This window comes from Bacillus sp. Leaf49, assembly GCF_001426125.1.
Classification (GTDB): domain Bacteria; phylum Bacillota; class Bacilli; order Bacillales; family Bacillaceae; genus Bacillus; species Bacillus altitudinis.
On record NZ_LMRK01000012.1, the window covers coordinates 92,676 to 114,985 of the forward strand.

Annotated in this window: 25 protein-coding genes, 1 pseudogene and 1 riboswitch; of the genes and pseudogenes, 19 read left to right on the top strand and 7 right to left on the bottom strand. The window is 38.1% G+C overall.

All coding sequences use genetic code 11. The features are described 5' to 3' along the window. Positions 1-189: 189 nt before the first annotated feature. From ASG46_RS20475 to ASG46_RS07310, 13 genes and pseudogenes are all read left to right on the top strand, one after another. Complete coding sequence (locus ASG46_RS20475) at positions 190-333, top strand: T7SS effector LXG polymorphic toxin (RefSeq protein WP_268750437.1); 144 nt, start codon at positions 190-192, stop codon at positions 331-333. A 34-nt stretch (positions 334-367) separates the two neighbouring features. Continuing rightward, the coding region (locus ASG46_RS21295) for an LXG domain-containing protein (protein WP_268750438.1) at positions 368-1,083 on the top strand (716 nt) is incomplete at its 3' end. A gap of 1 nt (position 1,084) precedes the next feature. Next, positions 1,085-2,116: pseudogene (locus ASG46_RS21300) on the top strand (RNase A-like domain-containing protein); the annotation flags it as partial. A 16-nt stretch (positions 2,117-2,132) separates the two neighbouring features. Beyond that, positions 2,133-2,432, top strand: a complete 300-nt coding sequence (locus ASG46_RS07265) for a contact-dependent growth inhibition system immunity protein (RefSeq protein WP_056703922.1) — start codon at positions 2,133-2,135, stop codon at positions 2,430-2,432. A gap of 500 nt (positions 2,433-2,932) precedes the next feature. Continuing rightward, a complete protein-coding gene (locus ASG46_RS07270) occupies positions 2,933-3,208 on the top strand; it encodes a hypothetical protein (protein WP_056704270.1) in 276 nt (91 codons plus the stop codon). Positions 3,209-3,229: 21 nt separating this feature from the next. Next, the gene (locus ASG46_RS07275; protein WP_056703925.1) at positions 3,230-3,547 is read left to right on the top strand and encodes a hypothetical protein; all 318 of its coding nucleotides are present in this window, start codon (positions 3,230-3,232) and stop codon (positions 3,545-3,547) included. Between the two features lie 210 nt (positions 3,548-3,757). Then, on the top strand, positions 3,758-3,961 hold the full coding sequence (locus ASG46_RS07280; protein WP_056703930.1) for a hypothetical protein: 204 nt from the start codon (positions 3,758-3,760) through the stop codon (positions 3,959-3,961). Further along, on the top strand, positions 3,945-4,421 hold the full coding sequence (locus tag ASG46_RS07285; RefSeq protein WP_056703933.1) for a CdiA family toxin C-terminal domain-containing protein: 477 nt from the start codon (positions 3,945-3,947) through the stop codon (positions 4,419-4,421). The genes ASG46_RS07280 and ASG46_RS07285 overlap by 17 nt, the downstream gene beginning before the upstream one ends. A gap of 32 nt (positions 4,422-4,453) precedes the next feature. Further along, a complete protein-coding gene (locus ASG46_RS07290; protein ID WP_045033619.1) occupies positions 4,454-4,783 on the top strand; it encodes a hypothetical protein in 330 nt (109 codons plus the stop codon). A 220-nt stretch (positions 4,784-5,003) separates the two neighbouring features. Continuing rightward, positions 5,004-5,528, top strand: a complete 525-nt coding sequence (locus tag ASG46_RS07295) for a DUF2247 family protein (protein ID WP_056703935.1) — start codon at positions 5,004-5,006, stop codon at positions 5,526-5,528. Positions 5,529-5,563: 35 nt separating this feature from the next. Further along, complete coding sequence (locus ASG46_RS07300; protein WP_056703937.1) at positions 5,564-6,247, top strand: hypothetical protein; 684 nt, start codon at positions 5,564-5,566, stop codon at positions 6,245-6,247. 447 nt (positions 6,248-6,694) lie between these two features. Continuing rightward, positions 6,695-7,171, top strand: a complete 477-nt coding sequence (locus ASG46_RS07305) for a YxiF family protein (protein WP_056703940.1) — start codon at positions 6,695-6,697, stop codon at positions 7,169-7,171. Between the two features lie 282 nt (positions 7,172-7,453). After that, complete coding sequence (locus ASG46_RS07310) at positions 7,454-8,647, top strand: MFS transporter (protein ID WP_056703943.1); 1,194 nt, start codon at positions 7,454-7,456, stop codon at positions 8,645-8,647. 46 nt (positions 8,648-8,693) lie between these two features. Here ASG46_RS07310 and ASG46_RS07315 read toward each other — a convergent pair whose 3' ends face one another. The 3 genes from ASG46_RS07315 to ASG46_RS07325 all read right to left on the bottom strand — a co-directional run bounded on the left by ASG46_RS07315 (position 8,694) and on the right by ASG46_RS07325 (position 12,421). Then, a complete protein-coding gene (locus ASG46_RS07315) occupies positions 8,694-9,596 on the bottom strand; it encodes a shikimate 5-dehydrogenase (RefSeq protein ID WP_017368407.1) in 903 nt (300 codons plus the stop codon). Positions 9,597-9,614: 18 nt separating this feature from the next. Beyond that, the gene (locus ASG46_RS07320; RefSeq protein WP_017359938.1) at positions 9,615-10,796 is read right to left on the bottom strand and encodes an MFS transporter; all 1,182 of its coding nucleotides are present in this window, start codon (positions 10,794-10,796) and stop codon (positions 9,615-9,617) included. Positions 10,797-11,404: 608 nt separating this feature from the next. Then, entirely contained in the window at positions 11,405-12,421 is a 1,017-nt protein-coding gene (locus ASG46_RS07325; protein ID WP_025208289.1) for a LacI family DNA-binding transcriptional regulator, read from the bottom strand. Positions 12,422-12,697: 276 nt separating this feature from the next. After that, positions 12,698-12,777: riboswitch (glycine riboswitch) on the top strand. Positions 12,778-12,939: 162 nt separating this feature from the next. Here ASG46_RS07325 and ASG46_RS07330 point away from each other — a divergent pair. Next, positions 12,940-14,286 (top strand): amino acid permease, encoded by a 1,347-nt coding sequence (locus ASG46_RS07330; protein WP_025208288.1) that lies wholly within the window; start codon positions 12,940-12,942, stop codon positions 14,284-14,286. Positions 14,287-14,374: 88 nt separating this feature from the next. Beyond that, positions 14,375-15,238, top strand: a complete 864-nt coding sequence (locus tag ASG46_RS07335) for a hypothetical protein (protein ID WP_056703946.1) — start codon at positions 14,375-14,377, stop codon at positions 15,236-15,238. 79 nt (positions 15,239-15,317) lie between these two features. Here the strand turns inward: ASG46_RS07335 and ASG46_RS07340 are convergent, their stop codons facing one another. Beyond that, positions 15,318-15,998 (bottom strand): DUF3169 family protein, encoded by a 681-nt coding sequence (locus ASG46_RS07340; RefSeq protein WP_025208286.1) that lies wholly within the window; start codon positions 15,996-15,998, stop codon positions 15,318-15,320. Continuing rightward, positions 15,995-16,201 (bottom strand): helix-turn-helix transcriptional regulator, encoded by a 207-nt coding sequence (locus ASG46_RS07345; RefSeq protein WP_025208285.1) that lies wholly within the window; start codon positions 16,199-16,201, stop codon positions 15,995-15,997. Before ASG46_RS07345 ends, ASG46_RS07340 begins: the two co-directional genes overlap by 4 nt. Positions 16,202-16,371: 170 nt before the next feature. On the opposite strand from ASG46_RS07345, the gene ASG46_RS07350 reads away from it, so the two are divergent. Next, a complete protein-coding gene (locus ASG46_RS07350) occupies positions 16,372-16,995 on the top strand; it encodes an NUDIX hydrolase (protein WP_008347394.1) in 624 nt (207 codons plus the stop codon). Between the two features lie 10 nt (positions 16,996-17,005). Here the strand turns inward: ASG46_RS07350 and ASG46_RS07355 are convergent, their stop codons facing one another. Beyond that, a complete protein-coding gene (locus ASG46_RS07355) occupies positions 17,006-17,494 on the bottom strand; it encodes a DUF4188 domain-containing protein (protein WP_046344840.1) in 489 nt (162 codons plus the stop codon). A 4-nt stretch (positions 17,495-17,498) separates the two neighbouring features. Next, positions 17,499-18,050, bottom strand: a complete 552-nt coding sequence (locus tag ASG46_RS07360; protein WP_056703951.1) for a PadR family transcriptional regulator — start codon at positions 18,048-18,050, stop codon at positions 17,499-17,501. Positions 18,051-18,232: 182 nt separating this feature from the next. Between ASG46_RS07360 and ASG46_RS07365 the strand changes: the two genes are divergently transcribed. The 3 genes from ASG46_RS07365 (at position 18,233) to ASG46_RS07375 (ending at position 22,310) form a co-directional block, all read left to right on the top strand. Further along, positions 18,233-19,126 carry a hypothetical protein gene (locus ASG46_RS07365; protein ID WP_056703954.1) on the top strand — a complete coding sequence of 298 codons (894 nt, stop codon included), beginning with the start codon at positions 18,233-18,235 and terminating at the stop codon, positions 19,124-19,126. Positions 19,127-19,227: 101 nt separating this feature from the next. After that, entirely contained in the window at positions 19,228-20,106 is an 879-nt protein-coding gene (locus tag ASG46_RS07370; RefSeq protein ID WP_056703957.1) for a hypothetical protein, read from the top strand. Between the two features lie 344 nt (positions 20,107-20,450). After that, the gene (locus ASG46_RS07375; RefSeq protein WP_056703959.1) at positions 20,451-22,310 is read left to right on the top strand and encodes a beta-glucoside-specific PTS transporter subunit IIABC; all 1,860 of its coding nucleotides are present in this window, start codon (positions 20,451-20,453) and stop codon (positions 22,308-22,310) included.

Sequence of the window (22,310 nt, forward strand, 5' to 3'; positions counted from 1 at the left end):
AGTATAATGGACTGTCTGGCCTTTTCTATATCCCTACAATTGATAAACTCGTTTATCCAAATGAGAGGGTAAATTGAATAGAGAGTTCATTCCATTTTTTATGTCATTTAGCCTATTTTTCCGTTTTGGAGGTCACGGTAAAATAGACTTTATGATCAATAATGGAGGGAGTGGCTTAATCTGGGCAAGATACTTGATGCAAAAGCACTAACCAGTGCCATGGATACAAGGGCAAAACACTATCAGGAACTCCGTGAACAAATGATAGATTTAAAAAAGGCACTTCAAGGTGTTGCCAACCTCGGTGACGACTTCACTGGAAAGGTAAAATAGACTTTATGATCAATAATGGAGGGAGTGGCTTAATCTGGGCAAGATACTTGATGCAAAAGCACTAACCAGTGCCATGGATACAAGGGCAAAACACTATCAGGAACTCCGCGAACAAATGATAGATTTAAAAAAGGCAYTKCAAGGTGTTGCCAACCTCGGTGACGACTTCACTGGAAAAGGTGCCGATAACATTAAAAGCTTCTACAAAGAACTCGCCGGAAATGTGGACATGTTTATTAGYTTCATTGATAAACAAAAAGCCTTTCATGAAGGTGTTTCTGGGACACTTGATGATACAAATTTTGGCKGCGACACCTTTGTAGAAGAACACTTTTTAGACAACGCTGTACATATGGGAATCAAGAATGCCAAAAGCATCGTGAAGGATCAAAAAAAGGCACTCAAAACGATTTTTCAAGATATTGATGACCTCATTTCTCTGGAGGTATTTGATAGTAAAACCTTTGACGAAAAGATTGCWGATGCGGAAGATGAACGGAAGAAAACGGTTAAAGATTTAATAGAACTTGATCAAAATCTAAAAGATGAATATGCTTTGTCAGAGACTGAGGAGAAGGCTACAATGGCATTGTACGCAGAAATGATCAATGCSACAAATGACGGAAAATCCATTTCGCCTATKAATTTTGACAAGAAAGCGTATCAAAATAGCGAAATCTACAAGGCAAAAAGCGATATTGAGAAGCAAACTTCTGAATATCTAAAAATCAAAAAAGATCAAGAAGAAGCNAATTTTGACAAGAAAGCGTATCAAAATAGCGAAATCTACAAGGCAAAAAGCGATATTGAGAAGCAAACTTCTGAATATCTAAAAATCAAAAAAGATCAAGAAGAAGCCCGCAAGATCGCAAAGGAACAAGAAGCCCTCGCCAACCGTCCGTGGTATGAAAAAGCTCTGGATTACGGTGGGAATATCGTCAATGAACTGACAGGCGTGAACGATGCAAAACGTGCCGCAACAGGTGTCGATCCGATCACAGGTGAAGAACTCACCGCAGGCCAGCGAGTCGCCGCAGGCGGCATGGCAGCAGCAGGCTACATCCCGATTGTCGGCTGGGCAGGACGTATTTTCAAAGGCGGAAAAGCCGTTTATAAAACGACTCAAGCCACGTCCGCCGCAGTCAGAGCAGTCGACATTTACAAGACATCACAGAAGTCTTTTGACGCCCTGAAAACGTCTCAAAAAGGCTTATATGGCCTCACCGCAACAAACGGCTTCAGCGAAGCGATTACGGGTCGAGATATGTTTGGAAATAAGATCTCGAAAGAACAGCAGGAAGCGAGTATGAATGCGGCGCTGGGGATGCTTTTACCGTTTGGTGCAAAAGGGTTTCATGGTAAGATGGGAATCAAGAAAGGTGAGAAAAATCCTTTATCTCCAGGTAATGGATTAGCTACACATGAATCCAGAGGTGGGCACTTAATAGAGAGGCATGTTGGGAAAACAGATGAAGAACTATTAGAAAGGCTGAAAAGTAATCCTAAAATCACGGGTTCTTCTACTTTTAACGATAGAATGACAGCAGAAAGAGTTGCTGATTCAGTTCTGGGTGATCCTAAGAGTGTTGATAAAATACAAAAGTGGTTATCCGACCCCAACAGTAGACCTACATTACCATTAAAATATAAGGGTGATGGAGAGGTAATTGGAAGAAGTGTTTCGAGAAATTCAGAAGTAGTTGAGAATGTTACAAATGCAAAAATTATACTGAAAAAAGATGAGAATGGTGGTTTTATTTTAACAGGATACCCTGTTAAATAGAAAGAAGGATGATAAAATGAATGAGAGTTACAGTTATTTAGAGGAGTTAGAAGATTTTTTAGGTGGGACATTTCATCAGGATATCGATTCACCAGAAGAAGCGTTAGAGGAGTTTATTCATGAAGCTACTAAAGAATGTCTGCTATCTACTATAAAGGATTGTCAGGATTTTTTGAATGGTACTTTAACAATTGAAGAAAAAGAAAGCTTTATCGAAAATAATGCAGAAATCTATTTTCCGGCGATCTCATTAAACCCTATACAGTGGTTTAATAAAATTATAGAGGAAATGAAAGAAGCAGTGAAAATGAAGTGACAAAATGATCCTTGATCGGCCAATGCCTTTCAAGGTTTTTGTGTTTATTGGCCTTCATACCGAGAAAAAGCCGACAAAAAGGGGGATAAAATGGGGACCTTTTTTCCTGTGTGAATCATTGTATGATTAAGACAAGCAAAACGAATATTTTGTCCAGAAGGAAGAACCTGCGGACGCTGATCATTGAGCACTCTAAGTGCCTTGATTGGTGTCGGCTTTTTTTATTGGGAGACGCACCTATCCCTTATCAATGGCGTATCTGGTTACGGAACAAAGGTGTTGAGGAATGTGGCCATACGAGAGAGACATTCTGAGCCTGGATAGCAGCTGGTCTGCGGCGGCCGTATCGAGGACAGTTTTTTATTTTATTTAATGATGGACTGTACTTGGCATCCTCTCGGAGTGTAGTCATCATTTCAAAATCTATTTAAGTGAATAGCGTAAGTTGGTGTTAAGGGGGAATAAATGGAAGGAGTTATTCTCAGCATGCTTTGGAAAGAATGGCACCTGATAGTCCTGAAGTAAAAGCTACTTTAACAAGTAGAGCAATTAAAAAAGCTGAAGAATTAGGGTTTAAACCACAAACAAAAGAATTTAGTGATTTCATCAAAAAATATGTTGATCCAAGAAATATTCCACCTTCAGTTATTGAAGACGCTATAATGAATACGAAAAAGATACCTGGTAATAAAAGTGGAACGTTTGTTCATGAAACACTGGATGTTAAAGTTATTATAAATGAAGCAGGCGATGTTATCACAGTTATACCGAAATAATTAATAAAAGGATGAATAAGAATGTTTATTAAGTATGATGAATATGATCTATTAGAACTTTTTCAAAGTGAGCCGGCGAGTATAACAGGCAATATAGAGGATGGAGAATTAATTTATACTTACAAAGATGACCAAAATTTCAAAGTGATTTTAACTTTAGATGTATATAAGCAAACGAGTAGTCTAAGTATTACTTTTAATGATTCTATAGTATTTACAGGTGATTTTAATAATGTAACAAGTATAAAAAAAGATGAAAAAGCTATGGTAATGAACGTGGACGAAGAAGAGAGGTTAAAAGTTAAATTTTATAAACAAGTTGGAGTGGAGTTGCTTTAAAATAGCCTTATTGTATTAGAAAGAAATATAAAACAATTATGATGTTCTCTCAGATAAATCAGTAGGTGAAGTAGTTGTTACTTCTAAATATAATGTTATTGTTATCATACCTTGACTGGCTATATGCCTTTCAAGGTTTTTGTGTTATTGGCCTTCATAACGAGAAAAAACCGATAAAATGGGGATTTTTTTTCCTAAGTGGATCATCGTATGATAGAGACAAGCAAAACGAACGCATTGAGCACTATTGAGAAGCAAACTTCTGAATATCTAAAAATCAAAAAAGATCAAGAAGAAGCCCGCAAGATCGCAAAGGAACAAGAAGCGCTAGCCAACCGTTATGAATGCGGCGCTGGGGATGCTTTTGCCATTTGGGGCGAAAGGATTTCATGGAAAGATGGGTGTGAAAGATAGTGCTGGTAAAGGTGGATTTAAACATAAGTATTCTGACAATAGCAAAAATCATCTAATACGACCAGAAGGTGTTAGTAAAACAGGTGTAAGTGGTGGTCATAATGAAAAGGAATTTTTCAATTATTTAAATGAAAAAGAAATTCCCTATAAATTGGAGAGAAAGGAACGCCATCCTTCGGTACATGGAATAAATGATGTGTACTATAAAATAGCAAAACAAGAGCGTGGTATGTATACAAAAGAATTTAAAGCCTCTACTCATAAGAAGACTGTTTATGATGATAATGTATTTACTGATGAACAAATTTACAAATATGGCCAAGAGGCAATGGAAAGTGGTACTGAGTATGTAACTAGAGGCGGTCAACATGTAATACAAGGTACATCAAATGGTTTAAAATTCAGGAAGGATGGAAAAATCCAAAAACAGGAGAAATTGAAAGTTTTTATCCAGTATTAGAGTGGAAAAATATAGTAATTAGGAGGATCTTGATGTTAAATAATATGCAGCCAATAGTTCAAGACTTTTTTTCTTTTTTGAAGAATGATTTAGTTGAGGTGTTAGAGTGTTTGTCCCATAGAGAACCTTGGCAAGATCATATGATGGGATACGAACTTCCAGAGCATTCAGAGGACGTTGAATTTAATAATGGAGTAATGATATTTATGGACACAGCATCTTATCATGAAATTGTGATGGATAATCTAGATTTCTATAGTTGCTTGGAAGAAATTTGTATGGAGTATGTTGCTGAAACTCCAGAACAGAAGGCACAAGTTTATTTACTTTTGGACAAGGTAAAGACTACTTTAAATTTGTGAAAATTAAACCTAACTGAGTAAACCTTTAATACGAAGGTTGATTAACTTATATGAGGTATTCAAATGTATTTAAGGAGCAATATTTCGAAGTGTAGAGGAGAGATAAAAATCTTTAAAAACATTTATTTCAATTAATAAAATCAAAATGTGTAATGTTAATTGGATAAAGCTTGGAGGAGACAATAGAGTTTGTCTAATCACATAAGGAATGTATTAAATTATGTATTTTTCATTAGAGCATTTAAAACATCACAAAATAAAAGTTGATTGGAAGACTATATATGTAGGAATTAGGTTAAATTTGTTCTCATACAAAGAAATAAGCAAGTATGCAGTAGAATATTTATCTAATCATACAGAATGTGAAAATTCTTTAATTCTAGAAATAGCTTGGGGAGCTGGCGACCCAGATGAGGATTATAGAAAACTCCAAATGATATTAGTAGAATTATACAATGATTTGGTAGAAGAAGAATCTAGCCAATGGGACATTGAAAAAAGGAAATGGAGATATGGTATAACGTCTCACTTAAAAGAAAAAAATAAGAAGTCACCTGAAGAGTTATTGGATGAATTGTGTGAAGTATACGCTGATTTTGGTTACCCTGAGGATATGGAACCATTTATTCATTATATGCCTCCTTCAGATGGTTATAATCCGTTACTATATTCAAAAGAAGAGAATATAAATAGATTAGTATCTTTTTTTGAAGAGTTTTTACAAAAAGAAAAAGCAGTTGTCTAATTCGGGCAATTTTAATTACTGATTAAAGGTGACTAATGAAAATAAAACTTGAATTCGAACAAAAAGTTACAAACTACTATAAGTGGTTAGATCAAAAAATAAATGAACTTAAACAGTTAAGTGTATATAGTATTAATGGATATCACTTTTTAGATGATGGTGGAATTAAGACTTTTCAAAGTTATTGTCAAAATGAACTAATCGAAATTTTTAACGGTCAATTAACTAATTACCATTTTTATATCTTTCTGAGTAAGAAAGTAACTGATGTACATTCGCGAATAGAGAGATTCCGAAAAGTATGGAAATCGATTGATTCGGAAATAAATACTTCAGGTTTTGAAAAGGGGCCAGAATTACTTTTAGATGAACAAGAAAATCAATTTTATGTCAGTATGGCCAAAGTACCTCAACCTGATTTAGATAAGGCATTGCGAATAATGGATCAGTATCAATCTAGTTTCATGATTGCCAGTAGAAGGGATTCTATGCTCTCAGAACAATCTATAAAAGATTTGTTTTACTCAGGATTGGATCAGAATAGTCATGAAGTAGATTATCAAGCGCTTTTTTTGAAGTATGGTTTGAATAGTGAAATTATCTTTAGATGGGGATCTGTTCTAAATGAGGCCGAATTGGCAATGATTTTAAATCAAGATCATACCCAGAAAATACAGGAGCGAAACAAAGCCATTCATAGTATCTCAAAAAGAGAATAATCCGTAATATTTTAAACAATCCCCACATTTGGGACTTGCCCTCCCGTTTTTGTGAGACTGGGAGCAAAACACCGTATGAAACAGCCAGTTGTCGAAACTCTTTCGGTGACTGGTTGTTTCATTTCCATTGAACTCGAATATTGGTATATGTATTTTATAAAATCGTTGTGTAGTGATTGTCAGATGGTGAAGATGATAGAACCCTTCTGATTTTAAATTGGAGTGGAAGGATTCGATGTGGGCAACTTGTTTATGAAAGCGATGATGCTCCCCATAATGTGTAATATTCTTAATTCCTAGCTTATAATGGAAGGTTAGCTGCAAGTCTGTTGTGAGTTGTTCGCATCTATGAATGAAGATGCATTTTAACAAATTAATTAATTATCTAATAAGGTATTTATCGTAAGGATAAATACAAAATGGAAAGGAGATGTTGAACTGGCTAATATGAATAAAAACCAAAAAATAAAAATCGAAACCTTAAAAAGAAAAAGCAGAAGAAAGCACTTAATAAACGAATTAAGCTATATGACACTTCCAGAACCCCCTTTTTTGGAGGTCGAAGAGAATCAATTTTTTTGTCAGAAGGTATTTACTTTCCTGCAATCGAGAGAACATAAAAGTCAAATACATGGAGACAACTATCTAGAGCATATTGAAAAGTCTACACAAATGTTGAATGAAATGGTCGGGAGGATAAAAGAGACTCCTAAACAAGGGAGATTGCTTTTTTTCCGAGATCATGAAATTGAAGCGCTTTTAGTGGATGTGGATGAAGTGTTTCATCATTTAAATCAACTTCTTGAGCAAACCAAATTTTTAAGTGGATACGGAGATTTCATTTTAATAGCAGAGGATTTTCATTTCGGATTATGCATAGAGCGTACAGAATATTTTTATGAGTTTAGTTTTTGGGGAATGTGAGTTTAGATCAAGCTTCATTTCAAAAAATGACAAGGATTTTTCTCTATCACCATTTCCCTCAAATTTAAGCAATTCACTATCATTACCTTTCACATTCATATAAAATAAGAGCTAGTGAAAATTTGAAGAGATGCTTGATAAATGAAGGGCATGTAAGCTGTATGAAATGATGAGATGTTTCAAGTACGTGAAGGTTGCAAAGCTGTTTCTCTTCACGCATGAATCTTGTAAGCGTAACCATTATTTGTCACTTCATTGCAATGTGTTGAGGGGTGTGTCAGCATGAGGAATCCGTATTTGAGAACGGCTTCTAGTCTTTATATCAATTATTTTTTATTAGGTATGGTCAATATTATTTTGGCTTCAAATATGCCATTTTTGATCAAACAATTAGATACAAATAGTGCAGGGATTAGTTATATGATATCTGCACTCGGTATTGGCAGGGTGCTCACGTATGGTTTATCGGGCGTACTGTCAGATCGTTTTGGACGAAAGCCGGTCATTTTGGTTTCGGGGGTGCTGATGGCGGTGTTCCTCATTGGAATCCCATTGTCTCCGAATTATCAAATCGCGTTTGCGTTTGCGATTTTGGCAGGGGTGGCGAATTCGGCGATGGATGCAGGGACGTATCCGGCTTTAATGGAAGCTTTTCCTCAAAACTCGGGATCTGCAAATGTGATGGTGAAGGCGTTTATTTCGATTGGGGCGACCATTCTGCCGCTCGCTATTTTCTTTTTAGCAGAGCATGATCTGTTTTATGCATTTGCGTTTTTTGTACCTGCTTTTATCTATTTAGTGAATGTGATAATGTTGTGGACATTGCCATTTCCGAATCATCGCAAGGTGGAGCAAGTTCAGGTGACGGAGCATGATGGACTTCCGCGCTTCTCATCAGAGCCTACGTTTTGGAGAGAAGGGGTCGCACTGATTGTGATCAGTTTTACATCAAATGGTCTGTACGCCTTGCCACAAATTTGGCTGCCTACGTACGGTGAGGAAATATTGGGAATGGCTTCTGGCAGTGCTGTGAAGCTGCTTAGTTACTATAGCATGGGCGGTTTGCTGTCTGTCTTATTGCTCGCATTTCTTTTGCGCCGCATTGTTCGTCCGGTCACCGTGCTGCTACTCTATCCGATTATTACATTAGCCTCTATCTGTGTGCTATTGGTCGTGAAGTCTCCAGTCATCGGGACCGTCAATGCATTTGTATTGGGCTTTTCAACAGCTGGTGTCTTTCAGCTGACGTTAACCGTAATGGCTGAGTTCTTCTGGAAAAACAAAGGGACGATGACAGGAATTATCTCAACAGCAGGCGGAGTGTCCGCCATCGTGATTCCGGTCGTCACTGGTTTGATCGAAACCCACTCGACCATTTTGCAAATCTTTATATTTGATGCGGGTGTGGCTGTTGTGGCGATCCTCGGCGCGGTGTATATCCTTTATCGATATCGCCGTGTGATGATACACGAATAAAAAAGACGACTTCCAAAGCGGAGGTCGTCTTTTTTCTGTGTTTCGTTTAGAAACGGTCATTTTCAAATAGAATTTGTTTCACTTGTTCAACTGGCATATCCTCGCCAGTAAAGAGTTTGTACGCAAGGGCACCTTGCCATAGCATCATGCCAAGACCGTTAATCGTTTTGGCACCAGCTTCTTGTGCTTGAGCAAGAAGTTTTGTTTTTTGCGGGTTGTAGACAACATCTGTTACGATTAAGTCTTTGCGTAATACATCAAGGGTATCGTCAATAATGCTGAGCTCATCTAATGGTTTCATGCCAAGGCTTGTCCCGTTTGCTAAGATCGCACTTTCAGCTACTTCACGACGGAAAGCGTCTTTGTCTTCAAGTGGGAAAATGTTTGCTTTGACACCGAATGATTTCATTTCGTTGTTGATGTAATTTACATTTTCCTCTGCTTGAACAAAGTATTGATCATTACGAGCAAAAATACTAATTTCACGAATACCTGATTGTGCAAGCTGAATGGCAATCGGAGTTGCAGCGCCGCCAGATCCAACGAGTGTAACCTTTTGTCCAGCTAATTCAACACCATGTTCAATTAAGTTTCTTACGTAACCAAGACCATCTGTGTTGTAACCAACCAGCTTGCCATCTTTGTTCACAACTGTGTTGCTTGCGCGAGTATGTCTTGCAGAATCATCTAGTTCATCTAAGTAATCAAGTACTTTCATTTTGTTCGGCATGGATACGTTAAACCCAGCTGCACCCATTGCTTTCATCCCGTTTACTGCTGCTTCTAGTTCATCATTTCCTACCTCAAAAGCAAGGTAAGCATAGTTGATTCCTGTTAGTGTATAGCCAAGGTTGTGCATCCGTGGTGACAGGCTGTGCCCGATTGGTGTTGCAAGAAGACCGACTAATTTTGTTTTTCCATCAATATTACGTTCGTGTATGTTTGTCATGATTGACATCTCCTTTAATTATCTAAACAATTTTTTCATGCGTCGTAAAACAAAGACTGCTAACAATACGCTGATGACCGCAATGATCATATCGAAGAATAAAGTCATTTTAATATCGTACGTGCTAACGAGTCCGCTTGTAATCAGCGGAACAAGGATAAACGCTGAACTTGCCGCAATGTTGACATATGATGAAGCCGTTGCTTTGTTTGTAGGGAATAATTTCATCATAATACTCATCGCCAACTGGAAAATGCCGGCTGTAAATAATCCTAAGAAAAAGGTACTAACAATGACAATGCCGTACGTTTCAATTTGAAATAGTGAAAGCATGGCAAGGAATGCCCCGATTGGGTAAATAATAGCGACCATAATTGGTGAAATGAATTTATCTAATACGATTGAAAGCAATAGAACAGATACGAGTGCACCAATACTAAAATAAGAAAGAAGCTGCGTCGCTTGTCCTGAGCCAAGCCCAATCAATTTCAACCCGAGCTGTGGAAGCCAAGTTTGCCATACAACAAATAATGCAGTAGACGTGAATCCCATAAGTACAACAGCTAGACCTTCACCAAACATTTTCGGTTCTTCCTTCATTTGCTCTTGAACGGGAAGATCGTTTTGAGAAGCCGTTTGTTTATGATCTGGGAACGGCATAAAGATCAAGTAAATGCCTACAAGTAAATAAAGAAGTCCTAGACCAAAGAATGCCCAGCCCCAGAAGATGTCATGTGCAATAAGGAATGCCAAGATAAATGGAAGAACAGTCGCACCAATTGATACAGACGCCTTCACTAATACAGAAGCTGAACTTGCTTTTTTAGGAAATGACTCTGTCAAAGCAGGATATGTTCCTGAATCAAGCAATGAGTTTGCAATCCCTGCGGAAATGGCAAAAATGAAAGCCAATGTATAATTGGTCGTTGTTGGAATCCCAATTAAGAATAATAAGTAAAGAAAGTTACCTGTAATAATGACAGGTTTTCGCCCCCAGCTGTCTGCAAGCCGGCCAGAGAAAAAGAGAGCAATTAATTTACCGATCCCGATTGCTGATACAAGCAAGCTGATTTTTGGAATATCTACATGGTAGCGTTCAGATAAGCTTTCCATGTTTGATGCCACAATAATATTGATCATGCCTAGCATGAAGTAGTTTAAATACATGCCAAGTGATGATTTAATGTATGGATTTTTCATGTTCCCACTCCTATATTTGAAACCCTGTTCGGGCCAAATTCTTGTTACCCTTTGTTATTTCCTTAAACGTAAATAATATTAAGTCCATCACAACACCCCTTGTGTGATTGATGAAAAAATAATGAATATTCATCTGTTCTTCAAATAAGTACATCGTTCTACTAAATAATTAAAAATAATAACAGTTATCATAAGTTGATGGACTTCCTCGATTTGATCAGAATCAAAAGATCCATCTTTAACTGTAGTTGATATCATAAATAACGATATGTTCACAAAAGGTATAACGATATACTAAAAGAAGCAACGAGATAAATATACTCCTGTGTATAAAATGTGTCAAGTTTATGACTTTGCGATTTAAAAAAAGAAAAATGTAATAAAGAAATAGTTGACTTGCTCAATAAAAAAAGGAGAATCGCTTTGCAATTCTCCTTTCAGCGTGTAGACAAACCCTCGCATTCTTTGTCAGTCCTGCGCTCCGGTGCTCACGAATGTCAAATTCGCTCTGCTCCGGTGCTCGTCCTTCCTAGACTGCAAAAAAGTTCATTTTAGCCCTTTGTCAACAATCTGAAAGGAGAATCGCTTTGCAATTCTCCTTTTCATGATCATGTCGAGGTTTCTCGAATATGAAGTTGAGGCTTTAATATCAATCGCTGCAGTTCTTCATCCTGCTCGTTCATTTTATGATACAAAAGGTTGGCTGCTTTGACTCCAATGGATCGTGGAAATGATGAGACTGTGGTGAGCGGCGGGTGATACATCTCCGCTTCAGGGATGTTATCGAACCCAACTACATCAATGTCTTCACCAGGCTTGATGTCACGCGCTGCCAATTCTTGAATCACCCCAAACGCCACTAAATCACTGAAGCAAAAAATAGCAGTAGGTGGTTCGGGAAGGTCAATCACTTGGGCAAGGGCTTCTTTCCCGCCTTCACGGGTAGGCACCATATCGATAATAAGAGATTCATCTATCGTTAAGTCTTCATCATCATGGGCTCTTTTGAACCCTTTCATCCGTTCAATCCAAGTTGAGGAGGATTTGATTCCACCTAAGAAGGCGATGCGGCGATGCCTTTTTTGAAGAAGATGACGGACCGCCATCCAAGTGCCTTGTTCATAATCAACACCGACATAATCACAATGGACATCTGCTAATTCACGATTTGCCAATACTTTTGGTGTGCGAATGTTGTTTAATTGTTTGACCGTTCGTGTCGAACTTTTCGATGCTGGATTTAAGATAATTCCACCCACTCGGTGCTCTACCATTGTGGAGATGAGCCGCTCCTGCTTATCCACACTATCAAAGGTTGTCCCAAGTAAAACGGTATAACCAAGTGATTCAAGTGTGGTTTGCACACCGATTAAAAATTCAGAAATAAAGGTGTTTGAAATATCCGTGACGATCACACCTACAATATTTGAACTTTTCGACCGCATGTTGGCAGCGACGCGATCGTACACGTATCCCAAATCCTCCATGGATTGCAGCACTTTTTTCCGGGTGGCTTCAGAGATCCTAGGGTTGTTGCGAACAACGAGTGAGGCCGTTGAAGTCGATACACCGGCATGCCGAGCGACTTCTTGTAATGTCACACGCTGTTTGTTCATTTTTTTCATTTGTCTTCACCAACTTCATTGGATTGCCTAACTATGGTTCATCATCAAGATGGATGTCTCCACCAAACGAGCCGAACATTCTTTGTTTCATTATACCTTAATCAAGGGGTGTTGATGAAGTGATGTCATATCAGCTTCAGATAAGGAGGAAACAACATCTTAAAAGATTACCATTGACAGCTTTCTTTTAGAGGCGTAAAATATAAAATTATTCAGAAATAGCAACATTTAAAGTAAATATCGAAGGCTATGATTGCTGTGGGTCACACTATGGCAGGAGCAGCTTCTGGAGAGACCGCATGTATGTGCGGCGCCGAAGGGTTCACAATCTCAGGCAAAAGGACAGAAGAGTACGAAATATTGTATTTGTGATGCATGGATCATACTGTGTATTGCTTTTCTCTATTTTGCTATTCTTTTATGACCGTGAGATTGGAGCGCATCCAATCTCTTTTTTTATGGACTTTTTGCGAGTTCATTATTTCAGTATAGGATCGTGTCGTAGGAGGGTGTTGAAATTGGCACAACAAGAGTTAAAGCGAGATTTATCAAACCGTCATGTTCAATTAATTGCCATTGGCGGAACGATTGGAACTGGGCTGTTTTTAGGGTCTGGAAAAGCCATTCAATTGGCAGGACCATCGATCATTTTTGCGTACTTAATTGTCGGAATGGCCATCTTTTTTGTCATGAGGGCACTTGGAGAATTGCTCTTATCTAAGGCGGGCTATCAGTCTTTAACGGATATAGCAGAGGATTATCTTGGACCATGGGCTTCCTTTGTGACAGGATGGACATATTGGTTTTGCTGGATTATGACAGCGATGGCGGATGTTATTGCGGTCGGGGTGTATGTGCAGTACTGGTTTGATATTCCGCAGTGGATTCCTGCTATTATTTGTTTATTGATTTTGCTAGGATTTAATTTATTAACGGTGAAGCTTTTTGGAGAAATGGAATTTTGGTTTGCACTTATTAAAGTGATTACGATATTACTGTTGATTGGCGTTGGAATTGTCCTGTTAATCATTGGTTTTCAAACAGATGCAGGACCCGTGACGGTAACGAATCTGTGGTCACACGGAGGATTATTTCCAAATGGTGTGACAGGCTTCTTATTGTCATTTCAGATGGTGATTTTTGCGTATGTGGGCGTGGAACTTGTCGGTGTGTCAGCAGCAGAAACAGCGAATCCGCAAAAAAACATCCCGTCTGCGATTAATAAAATTCCATTAAGAATTCTATTTTTCTATGTAGGTGCGATTTTTGTATTACTATGCATCAACCCATGGACAGAACTCAGTGCATCAGAAAGTCCTTTTGTGAAAACCTTTGGGCTCATTGGGATACCAGTAGCGGCGGGACTCATCAACTTTGTCGTCCTGACATCTGCGGCGTCTGCTTGTAATAGCGGTATGTTCTCAACGAGCCGAATTTTGTATAATCTCAGTCATCAAAAACAAGGACCGGCATCTTTTGGCCGACTAAATAAGCATGCTGTTCCAAGTAATGCCCTGTTTGTGTCGACGATTGTGGTGTCAGTAGGGGCTCTTTTAAGCAAGCTGATTCCTGAACAAGCCTTTGGTATTGTAACAACGATTAGTGCCATTTGTTTCATTTGGGTATGGAGTATTATTTTAATATGTCATTTGAAATATAAGAAAACACGTCCTGAACTGCATAATGCGTCTACCTTTAAAGCGCCATTTACACCTTTTGTGAATATAGCGGTTCTTGTGCTCTTTGCTGCCATTCTTGTCATCATGCTTTTCGCTGATGCTACACGGCCAGCACTGTTATTGACACCCGTATGGTTTGGGTTCTTATTTTTGATTTATGCACGAAAGAAACGCCGTGCTGTTTAATGAAAAAGCCGTAATAGGCTTTTTTTTGAATCCTTTTTTCTTATGAATCGTAATAATCTTAGAAATATTTAGGGGGAGGAGGATAAGATTGGGTATAATATTATTTGGTGTTATTTTTATACTTCTATTAATACCTGTAATAATAACAAGTTTATTTTATATGGAAAGGTATTATAAAATCATTTTGAAGTTTTTCCGTGGTGTAAATTGGAGAGGAATTAAATTTAAAGGTAACTTAAAATGGGTTGATTTAAAAAAATTAATAAAGAGAGCTGTGATAAAATCTCTCTTTATTAACAGTTTGCGGAAACTTACTGTTTGGGGCATCCTTTTTTCGTTTTTCCTTCTTCTATTTGTTCAGCATTTTAAATTTAAAGAGTTATATTTTTATGTTGGATTATTATTTCTGATTCTTGTCGCTGTCCTTTTAGCATATAAAAATGATAAGCAAGAGGTCAATGTTGCACAATACGGTACTAAGCTAAGTATAATGATATTATATCCTCTTGTTCTTTTATTAAAGTTTTTAGAGAATGTGTCTAACGTTAACATGATAGCAATAATAGTTTTTTTTACGGCTTTATATTCTTATTTATTTCTAAAAAGTGTAATGGACATTTTTAAATCTACTTTTATGCATTTAGCAAATTTCATTTTTATTTATGTCTTTTTTAATTTTATCATTGGTGCTGTTTTCGGGTCTTTTTACATTTATAATGATCACTTCGAATATCATTATAGTGGTGAGTATAAGGGTGATGGCACTCTTTTAATCTTATATAAAGGATTAGAACCCTTTTATAATTACCCGATCATCCAAGTTGACGAGGGGAATATTGCATATATTCCAATGTTTGAATTTATTATAGGCAACATCTTTAATATTATTCTTGTTGGTATATTTATTTCATATTTTGTAAATAAGTTATCAACTAAAAATGAAAGAAGTTGATCAACTCATTCATTTCAAATTGAATACTCCGCCAGTTACTCAAAGCACAGTCAATTTTAAAGACTGTGCTTTTGCTTATTTAACGATTTCGAATCTTCAACATATAGTATGCATTAAGAATGATCAGAACAAGTCCAACGACGATGATGGAGAAGAGCTGAGAGTGATTGGCGCCAAGAGAATAGACAATCAAAATAAACATGGCACCGGTCAATAAAATATTCATCATTTGAAAAGTGTGAAAAAGCCCATCGAGCATCACATGCTTTTCGCCTTCATCAGAAATGGCGAGCAGTTTTTTGCCATAATCTTTATCGGTTGGACTAGGTAGGTGACGATTAGGATAGACGAGCTTTAGGACAGAGGTCGACACATAAGAAAGAATGACGGTGATCAAAAATAAGGCAGCATTTGTGAGAATCAGCCAGAGTGGCTGCTCAGTCACGATGGAAATACCAATTGCAATGATCGATAAAATGGTACTCACCGTATTAGCTAACGTTACATCAGTAAAAGTTCGGTACTGTTTTACCTCGAGTTCATCCTCCTCATCACCAGATACCGAAAGAGAGACTCTTTTCTTCATGCGCGAAATGCCTGAAAAACAATAAATGATGAATAGAACTGTCAAGCCAGTGATGACAAGAGTCGCTTCAAATGCAGCTTGCAGAAGTGTCAGCTCAAATTCGGCAGCCAGCAAACAGTAAGCACCGAGAAAACCAAGGAGAGCACCTAAGAGCATTTTGTATACAGTTTTCATGTGAGTTCATCCTCCTCGAATAGAAAAATTTGTTCAATGGGTTCTTGAAAAATACGTGAAAGCCTCATAGCAAGTAAGAGAGACGGCATTAATTCATCTCGTTCCATTAAGCTGATCGTCTGGCGGGAAACCTTTGCCCGTTTCGCAAGCTCCGTTTGGTTTAAACCATCACGCGCCCGCAGCTCTTTTAGCCGATTTTTCATTCTGTCACCTCAACTCTGATCAAAATGTTATCTTGATTGTAAAGTATTATATCCATTTTGACAAGTATAATTGTCAAAATGATAAAAATAATTGTCAGAAAGATCGCCTTTATTCAAAAGAGAATCAATGATACGCTAAAGAAAAGAGAAACAGAAAATAGGTGATGCCCATGTTCATTGATCAATTAAAAAGTGACTTACATCAATCACAGCCATTATTTATCGGAGAAGAGACAGCGTTCAAAGCGGCAGTCCTTGTCCCTTTGGTGCAAGTAGACGGGGAATGGCATGTTTTATTTGAAGTGCGATCACTGACGATGAGAAAACAGCCTGGCGATATTAGCTTCCCAGGAGGCAAACTCGACGGCGGCGAAACCGCACAAGAAGCTGCACTGCGGGAAACATATGAAGAACTAGGGATTCCGCCCGAATCCGTCAAGGTGTTAGGACAGCTCAGTCCTTATATTGCCTCTCCATCCTTTGTGGTATATCCATTTGTCGGAATCATTGATGAACAGCAGGTCAAACATTCCTTTAATCAAGAAGAAGTAGAGGAGACCTTTACTGTGCCTCTATCATGGCTCAGCCAATACGAACCGTACTTACACCATGTATCAGTGCAGCCAACACCAGGAGAGGACTTTCCTTATGAAAAAATCATGAATGGTGAAAAATACAGCTGGGGGAGTCGTTCGATTGAGGAGTGGTTTTATGATTACGATCGTTACACCATTTGGGGATTAACTGCCCGTATATTAAAACATTTTGTGATGGTTGCAAAAAGAAATTCCTAGAGAACTAGCTCTAGGAATTTGTTGTGGAAAGGCGTTCTTTTGCGGTTTCTTTTCCTTTCCCTTTTCCAATTAGGATGGGTGCTTTAGCTTTGCTCAATCCATATGAAGGCATGTTCACGTAGATAGATTCATATGAGCCGGCTTGAATTTGATACGTTTCATGATAAATTCCGACCGCGTCATTATTTCGTGCTCTTTGGTTAAATCCTTTCCAAGCAGCCAAATGCTTCTCCATCTTGGCATAGGCAAGGAGGTCCTCTGTTGATTTCCAATATTGGATCATGGTGGTGGTGCGTAAACCGAAGTAATTTTCTGTCCCGAGAAAACCAAGTTCTTCTTGATGTGTATAAAGTTCTTTGATCATCCCCGGCATCGCCTTAAATACTGGCAGCCATTGATGGACAGCCCAGCGTTTATTGATTCTCATTCCGATAATGAACACAACAATCGGCTCAGAATTGTCTGTTGTATACCTGCCTGCACGTATATTTTTTTTCATTTGTTCACCCTTCTTTCCTCATTGATTCACAGGTCTCCACGCACCAATCAATTCCAGCCTGCGCCACTTTCTTTCCGTAATCTAACGTATACAGCCAATACTTCGCATCAGCTTCATCTGGATACAGCTCTTGAATGTTTTGTTCAATCGCAACATATGTCTCATAACGGATACGGAGCTGCCTCTCATAATCTTGTAAAAGCACCAATTTTTTCTCAAACGAAAGATATTGACCAAAGAATAACTTTAATAACACTTCATTTCGTTCTGATGGTACTTGATCGAGCGGCTGCGCCAGCCATTGCCTCAACGTGTCCAGCCCTTTTTCAGTCAGATGATACTCCCGCTTGTCTGAGCGCCCAGTTGTAGAAGCGGGTGAAACCTTCGCAAGCCCTTCCTCGACTATTAACTTTAAAGCTGGATAAATTTGTCCATAACTAATTTTCCAAAAGTGATGCAAGCTCCTATCAATTAATTGCTTCACTTCATACCCAGACTTACAATCTGTCGTTAAAATCCCCAAAATCGCATACGTCGTATCATTGTATTTTTTCATTGATCAACACACCTATCTAAAAGATATATCATTTAGATATATAATAAACGATGTTTAACTGCAGATACAAGAGGTATGAGAAAAAAATAAATGCTAGAAAGGAGGTGAAGAGATCACTGATTTGTTAATCAATGAGATGAATCCTTCATATAGAGTGAACGATCATAGTTTGGAGGGGACATATGAGTAAATCGAAAATCTGGATCATGACTATTCTGGCGGTACTACTGATTGGTGGAGGCGGCTGGATAGCCTATCAAGCAATCGCAAAAAAGAGTGGTTTGAATCATCCCTACGCCTTTGCATATAAGACTCATGATCGTGTGAACTGGTTCAAGGTAACGGAAAGAAACGGAAAAGTAACAGGTCATCTGAATGAAACCATTTTAGAGGAAAATCCGAAAAGGCATTATGATCCCAATCTATTTATCAACAAATATCAATTAACTGGGAAATCAATTGAAAACGGTTACGAATTTTATGTAAAGCAAGGGAAAGAAACGGTCACATATGAAGTTCACCTTGCCGAAAAAGATCTTTTTGTGAAAAAACAAGGTGAAAAGCACAGCATCACATACAAAGCAGTTGATCAAAAAAACCTACGTGCTGTTCAACAGGACATTCATACTCGATATGAGAAACTGATGGATGACACGGAAAATAGATTTCATGATTATGTACGAAACTTCATTAAGAAAGTAACAGGCGCTTATGGTTATCTGTATACGGCAGAGGATGGTTCGTACCAACTATTTCTAAAAGTAAAACGAATGTATATGCAGTCTGAATGGGCAGGTTCTTTTCTAATGAGAAAGGCCCCAGGAGATGGTGGTGAACCTTATAAAGAAACGAAACATACAGCCGGTGGAGTTTCTGATGGGATGATGTTTGATTTGAGTACTTATCCTGCAATTGAAAAGGGTTTTATTTTAGGTGAAACTGACCGAGACGCAACATACATTAAATTTCCTTTTAAAATGGCAGGCGGGACAATAGAATTTAAAGCGGTCACGAAAGAGGAATATCAAGAACAAACAGAAGCATTCAAAAAGAAGGCGAAAGAATGGCAAAAGTAGATCGTGTTGGAACAGATGAATGTTGTGAATGGGATTTCAGGGCGATCAGAATAAATAGGGATCATGAAGGTTTTTCAAAACATATTTGAGTGGAGGTACGTATGAGTAAACTGAAAATGTGGGTCGTGTCTATCCTGGCAGTACTCATCTTAGGTGGAGGCGGCTGGACAGCATATCAAGCAATCGCACAAAAGAATTCATTAAATCATGCCTATGCATTTGCGTATAAAACGAAGGATAGAATGAGCTGGTTTGAGATATCTGAGAATAAAGGCAAAGTAACGGGGCATTTGAATGAAAAGTATATAGAAGAAGTGAGGTGGGATCCGCAAATCTATAAAAAACAATTTGTCGTATCTGGCAGTTCAAAAGAAAATGGGTATGAATTCAAAGTCACACAAGGTAAAGAAACGATCGTATACGAAGTTCACTTTTCAGGAAAAGACCTTTCAGTAAAAAAACAAGGTGAAAAGAAAGGCATGATATATAAGGCAATCAATCAAAAAAAGCTAGATAAATATCATAAAGAGATTCAAAAACGATATGATTATCTATTCGATACCGCTGAAGATAGGTTTTATGATAGTATGAGAAACTTCAAGGAGAAAGTGGCGAAAGTATATGGTTTTCTCTATACGGCAAAGGACAAACAACTATTTTTACAGGTGAAAACCATGCATATTGAGCTTGGATGGTCCGGCTTCCTTCTAATCACAACTGTTCCCGGAGAAGAGTGTAAGCCTTATAAAGAAATGAGATTAGAAGTCATGGGTGATACGGATGGAAGAAATTTTGTAATGGGCCATGAGCCTTCAATTGAAGATGGGATCATTAAAGGTTCCACTGATCGAGATGTAAAATCAATCAAACTTCCATTTAAAATGACAGGCGGTACTGTAGAGTTAAAAGCGGTTACGAAACAGGAATACCAAAAACAAGCGAAAGCATTCAAAAAGCAGGCGGAAGAAAGAAAAAAATAGATGATATGAAACCAGATGAGTGAACTTATCTGGTTTTTTATTAATAAAGAGTTCTTATTGATGATAAAAAATATTGGTGTATAAAAAAAGTGAGAAAGGTTGCTTCAACTAAATTAAAGAAAATTAATTTAGGTATATAGACCTTAATAATTTTTAGAAAAATAAATGTTGACGCTTTCATATAATCAATATATACTAAAAACAAATCCAATATAAATAAATTAGACATGTGACTGGTCATGCAGGCAGGATCTAAAAACGATGAATTTCTTTAATTTGTCGTTTTAGATCCTTTTTTTGTTGCCAAAATATAGGTCTCATGTATGAGAAAAGGAGGAAAAGAAATGGATTACACACAAGTCGCCAAAGATGTTTTGCAGCATGTAGGTGGTAAAGAAAACATTGCGCACCTTGAGCATTGCTCAACAAGACTTCGCTTCACACTAATTGATCAGAAAAAAGCAGATGTACCAGCATTAGAAAAAACACCAGGTGTCATAGCTGTCAGAATGTCAGGACAATGCCAAGTGGTCATTGGGAATGACGTGATTGAAGTGTATCAACAGGTAACAAATTTAATGGGCGGCAGCTCGTCTGGGCAAAGCATGCCATCCAATCAGCCAAAAGAAAAAAGAAAAGCAGGCACAGTTCTATTAGATTTCATTGTGGGTGTCTTCCAGCCGCTTGTTCCGGCTATCGCAGGCGGAGGGATTTTAAAATCATTTCTTCTCCTTTTCTCTTTATTAGGCTGGGTGGATGCAAAAGGCCAAACCTATCAAATACTGAACATGGTGGGTGACGCACCATTATACTTCCTGCCATTACTAGTCGCTGTCACAACGGCAAATAAACTAAAGGTAAACCCACTGGTCGCATTATCAGCAGTCGGTGCACTCCTTCTTCCGAACATGACAGCCATGCTTACTGAAGGTGCGCAATTAATGTCATTCGACGTAAAAAATATAGCTTATGCGTATCAAGTGTTTCCAGCAATCCTTTCTGTATTGCTTTACGCTCAAATGGAAAAATTCTTCACACGATTTTCACCAAAACCAATTCGGATTTTCTTTGTCCCAATGATGTCATTAGTCATTACTGTACCCGTTACGTTACTGTTATTAGGACCACTTGGTTTTACAGCAGGACAAGGGTTTTCATCCGTTATTCTTGCGATGTTTAATACAGTAGGCTGGGTAGCTGTCGCAATTTTAGCAGCGGTACTCCCGTTTATGGTTGCATCAGGCATGCACAAAGCAATGGTCCCTTATGCAGTGACAACGATGGGGAACCTCGGGAAAGAAGCACTTTATTTACCAGCATCACTTGCGCATAATATTGCGGAAAGTGGAGCGTGTTTCGCAGTGGCACTACGCACGAAAGACAAGGTACTCAGATCAACAGCCATTTCGGCAGGAATTTCAGCATTTTTTGGCATCACAGAGCCTGCTTTGTATGGTGTGACACTTCAAAATAAACGCGTACTTGGAAGTGTCATGATTGGTTCATTTGTTGGTGGGATATTCATTGGATTAGTTGGTATACAAGCATTTGTACTTGTTGGCCCTGGATTAGCCAGTATGTCGATGTTTATATCAGATGAGCTTCCACGAAATCTAATGTTTGCTGTCATTGGAGCTGTCATTTCCTTCGTTGTTGCTTTTATCGCTGCTTTTGTATTAGGTAAGGATAAAAAAGTAGAAGAAAAGTCAAATGATCAAGAAGCATTTGCTGAACAAATTGGAGCAGGGGAAACTTTCAAAAGCCCTGTGATTGGTCAAATGATCTCTCTAGCTGAAGTAAAAGATGATATTTTCTCTTCAAAGGTCATGGGAGACGGAATTGCCATTGTTCCTTCAGAAGGAGCGTTATATGCACCAGTAGATGGTGAGGTCACCTTGCTGTTCGAAACAAACCATGCACTTGGTATGAAAACGGACAAAGGGGTGGAAGTATTATTCCACATTGGCATTGATACTGTACAGTTGGAAGGACAGTATTTTTATCCAAAAGTGCAGGCAGGAGATCGTGTACAAGCAGGGGATTTACTCATTGAATTTGATGTAGAAAAAATCATGGAAGCAGGATACGATCCAGTTACGCTTGCTGTCATCACGAATACAGATCAATATGATATTAAGGTACAGCCATTACAAGAGGTCAATCGCCAAGATACATTGATGGTTATCACCCAATTAGGAGGCTAA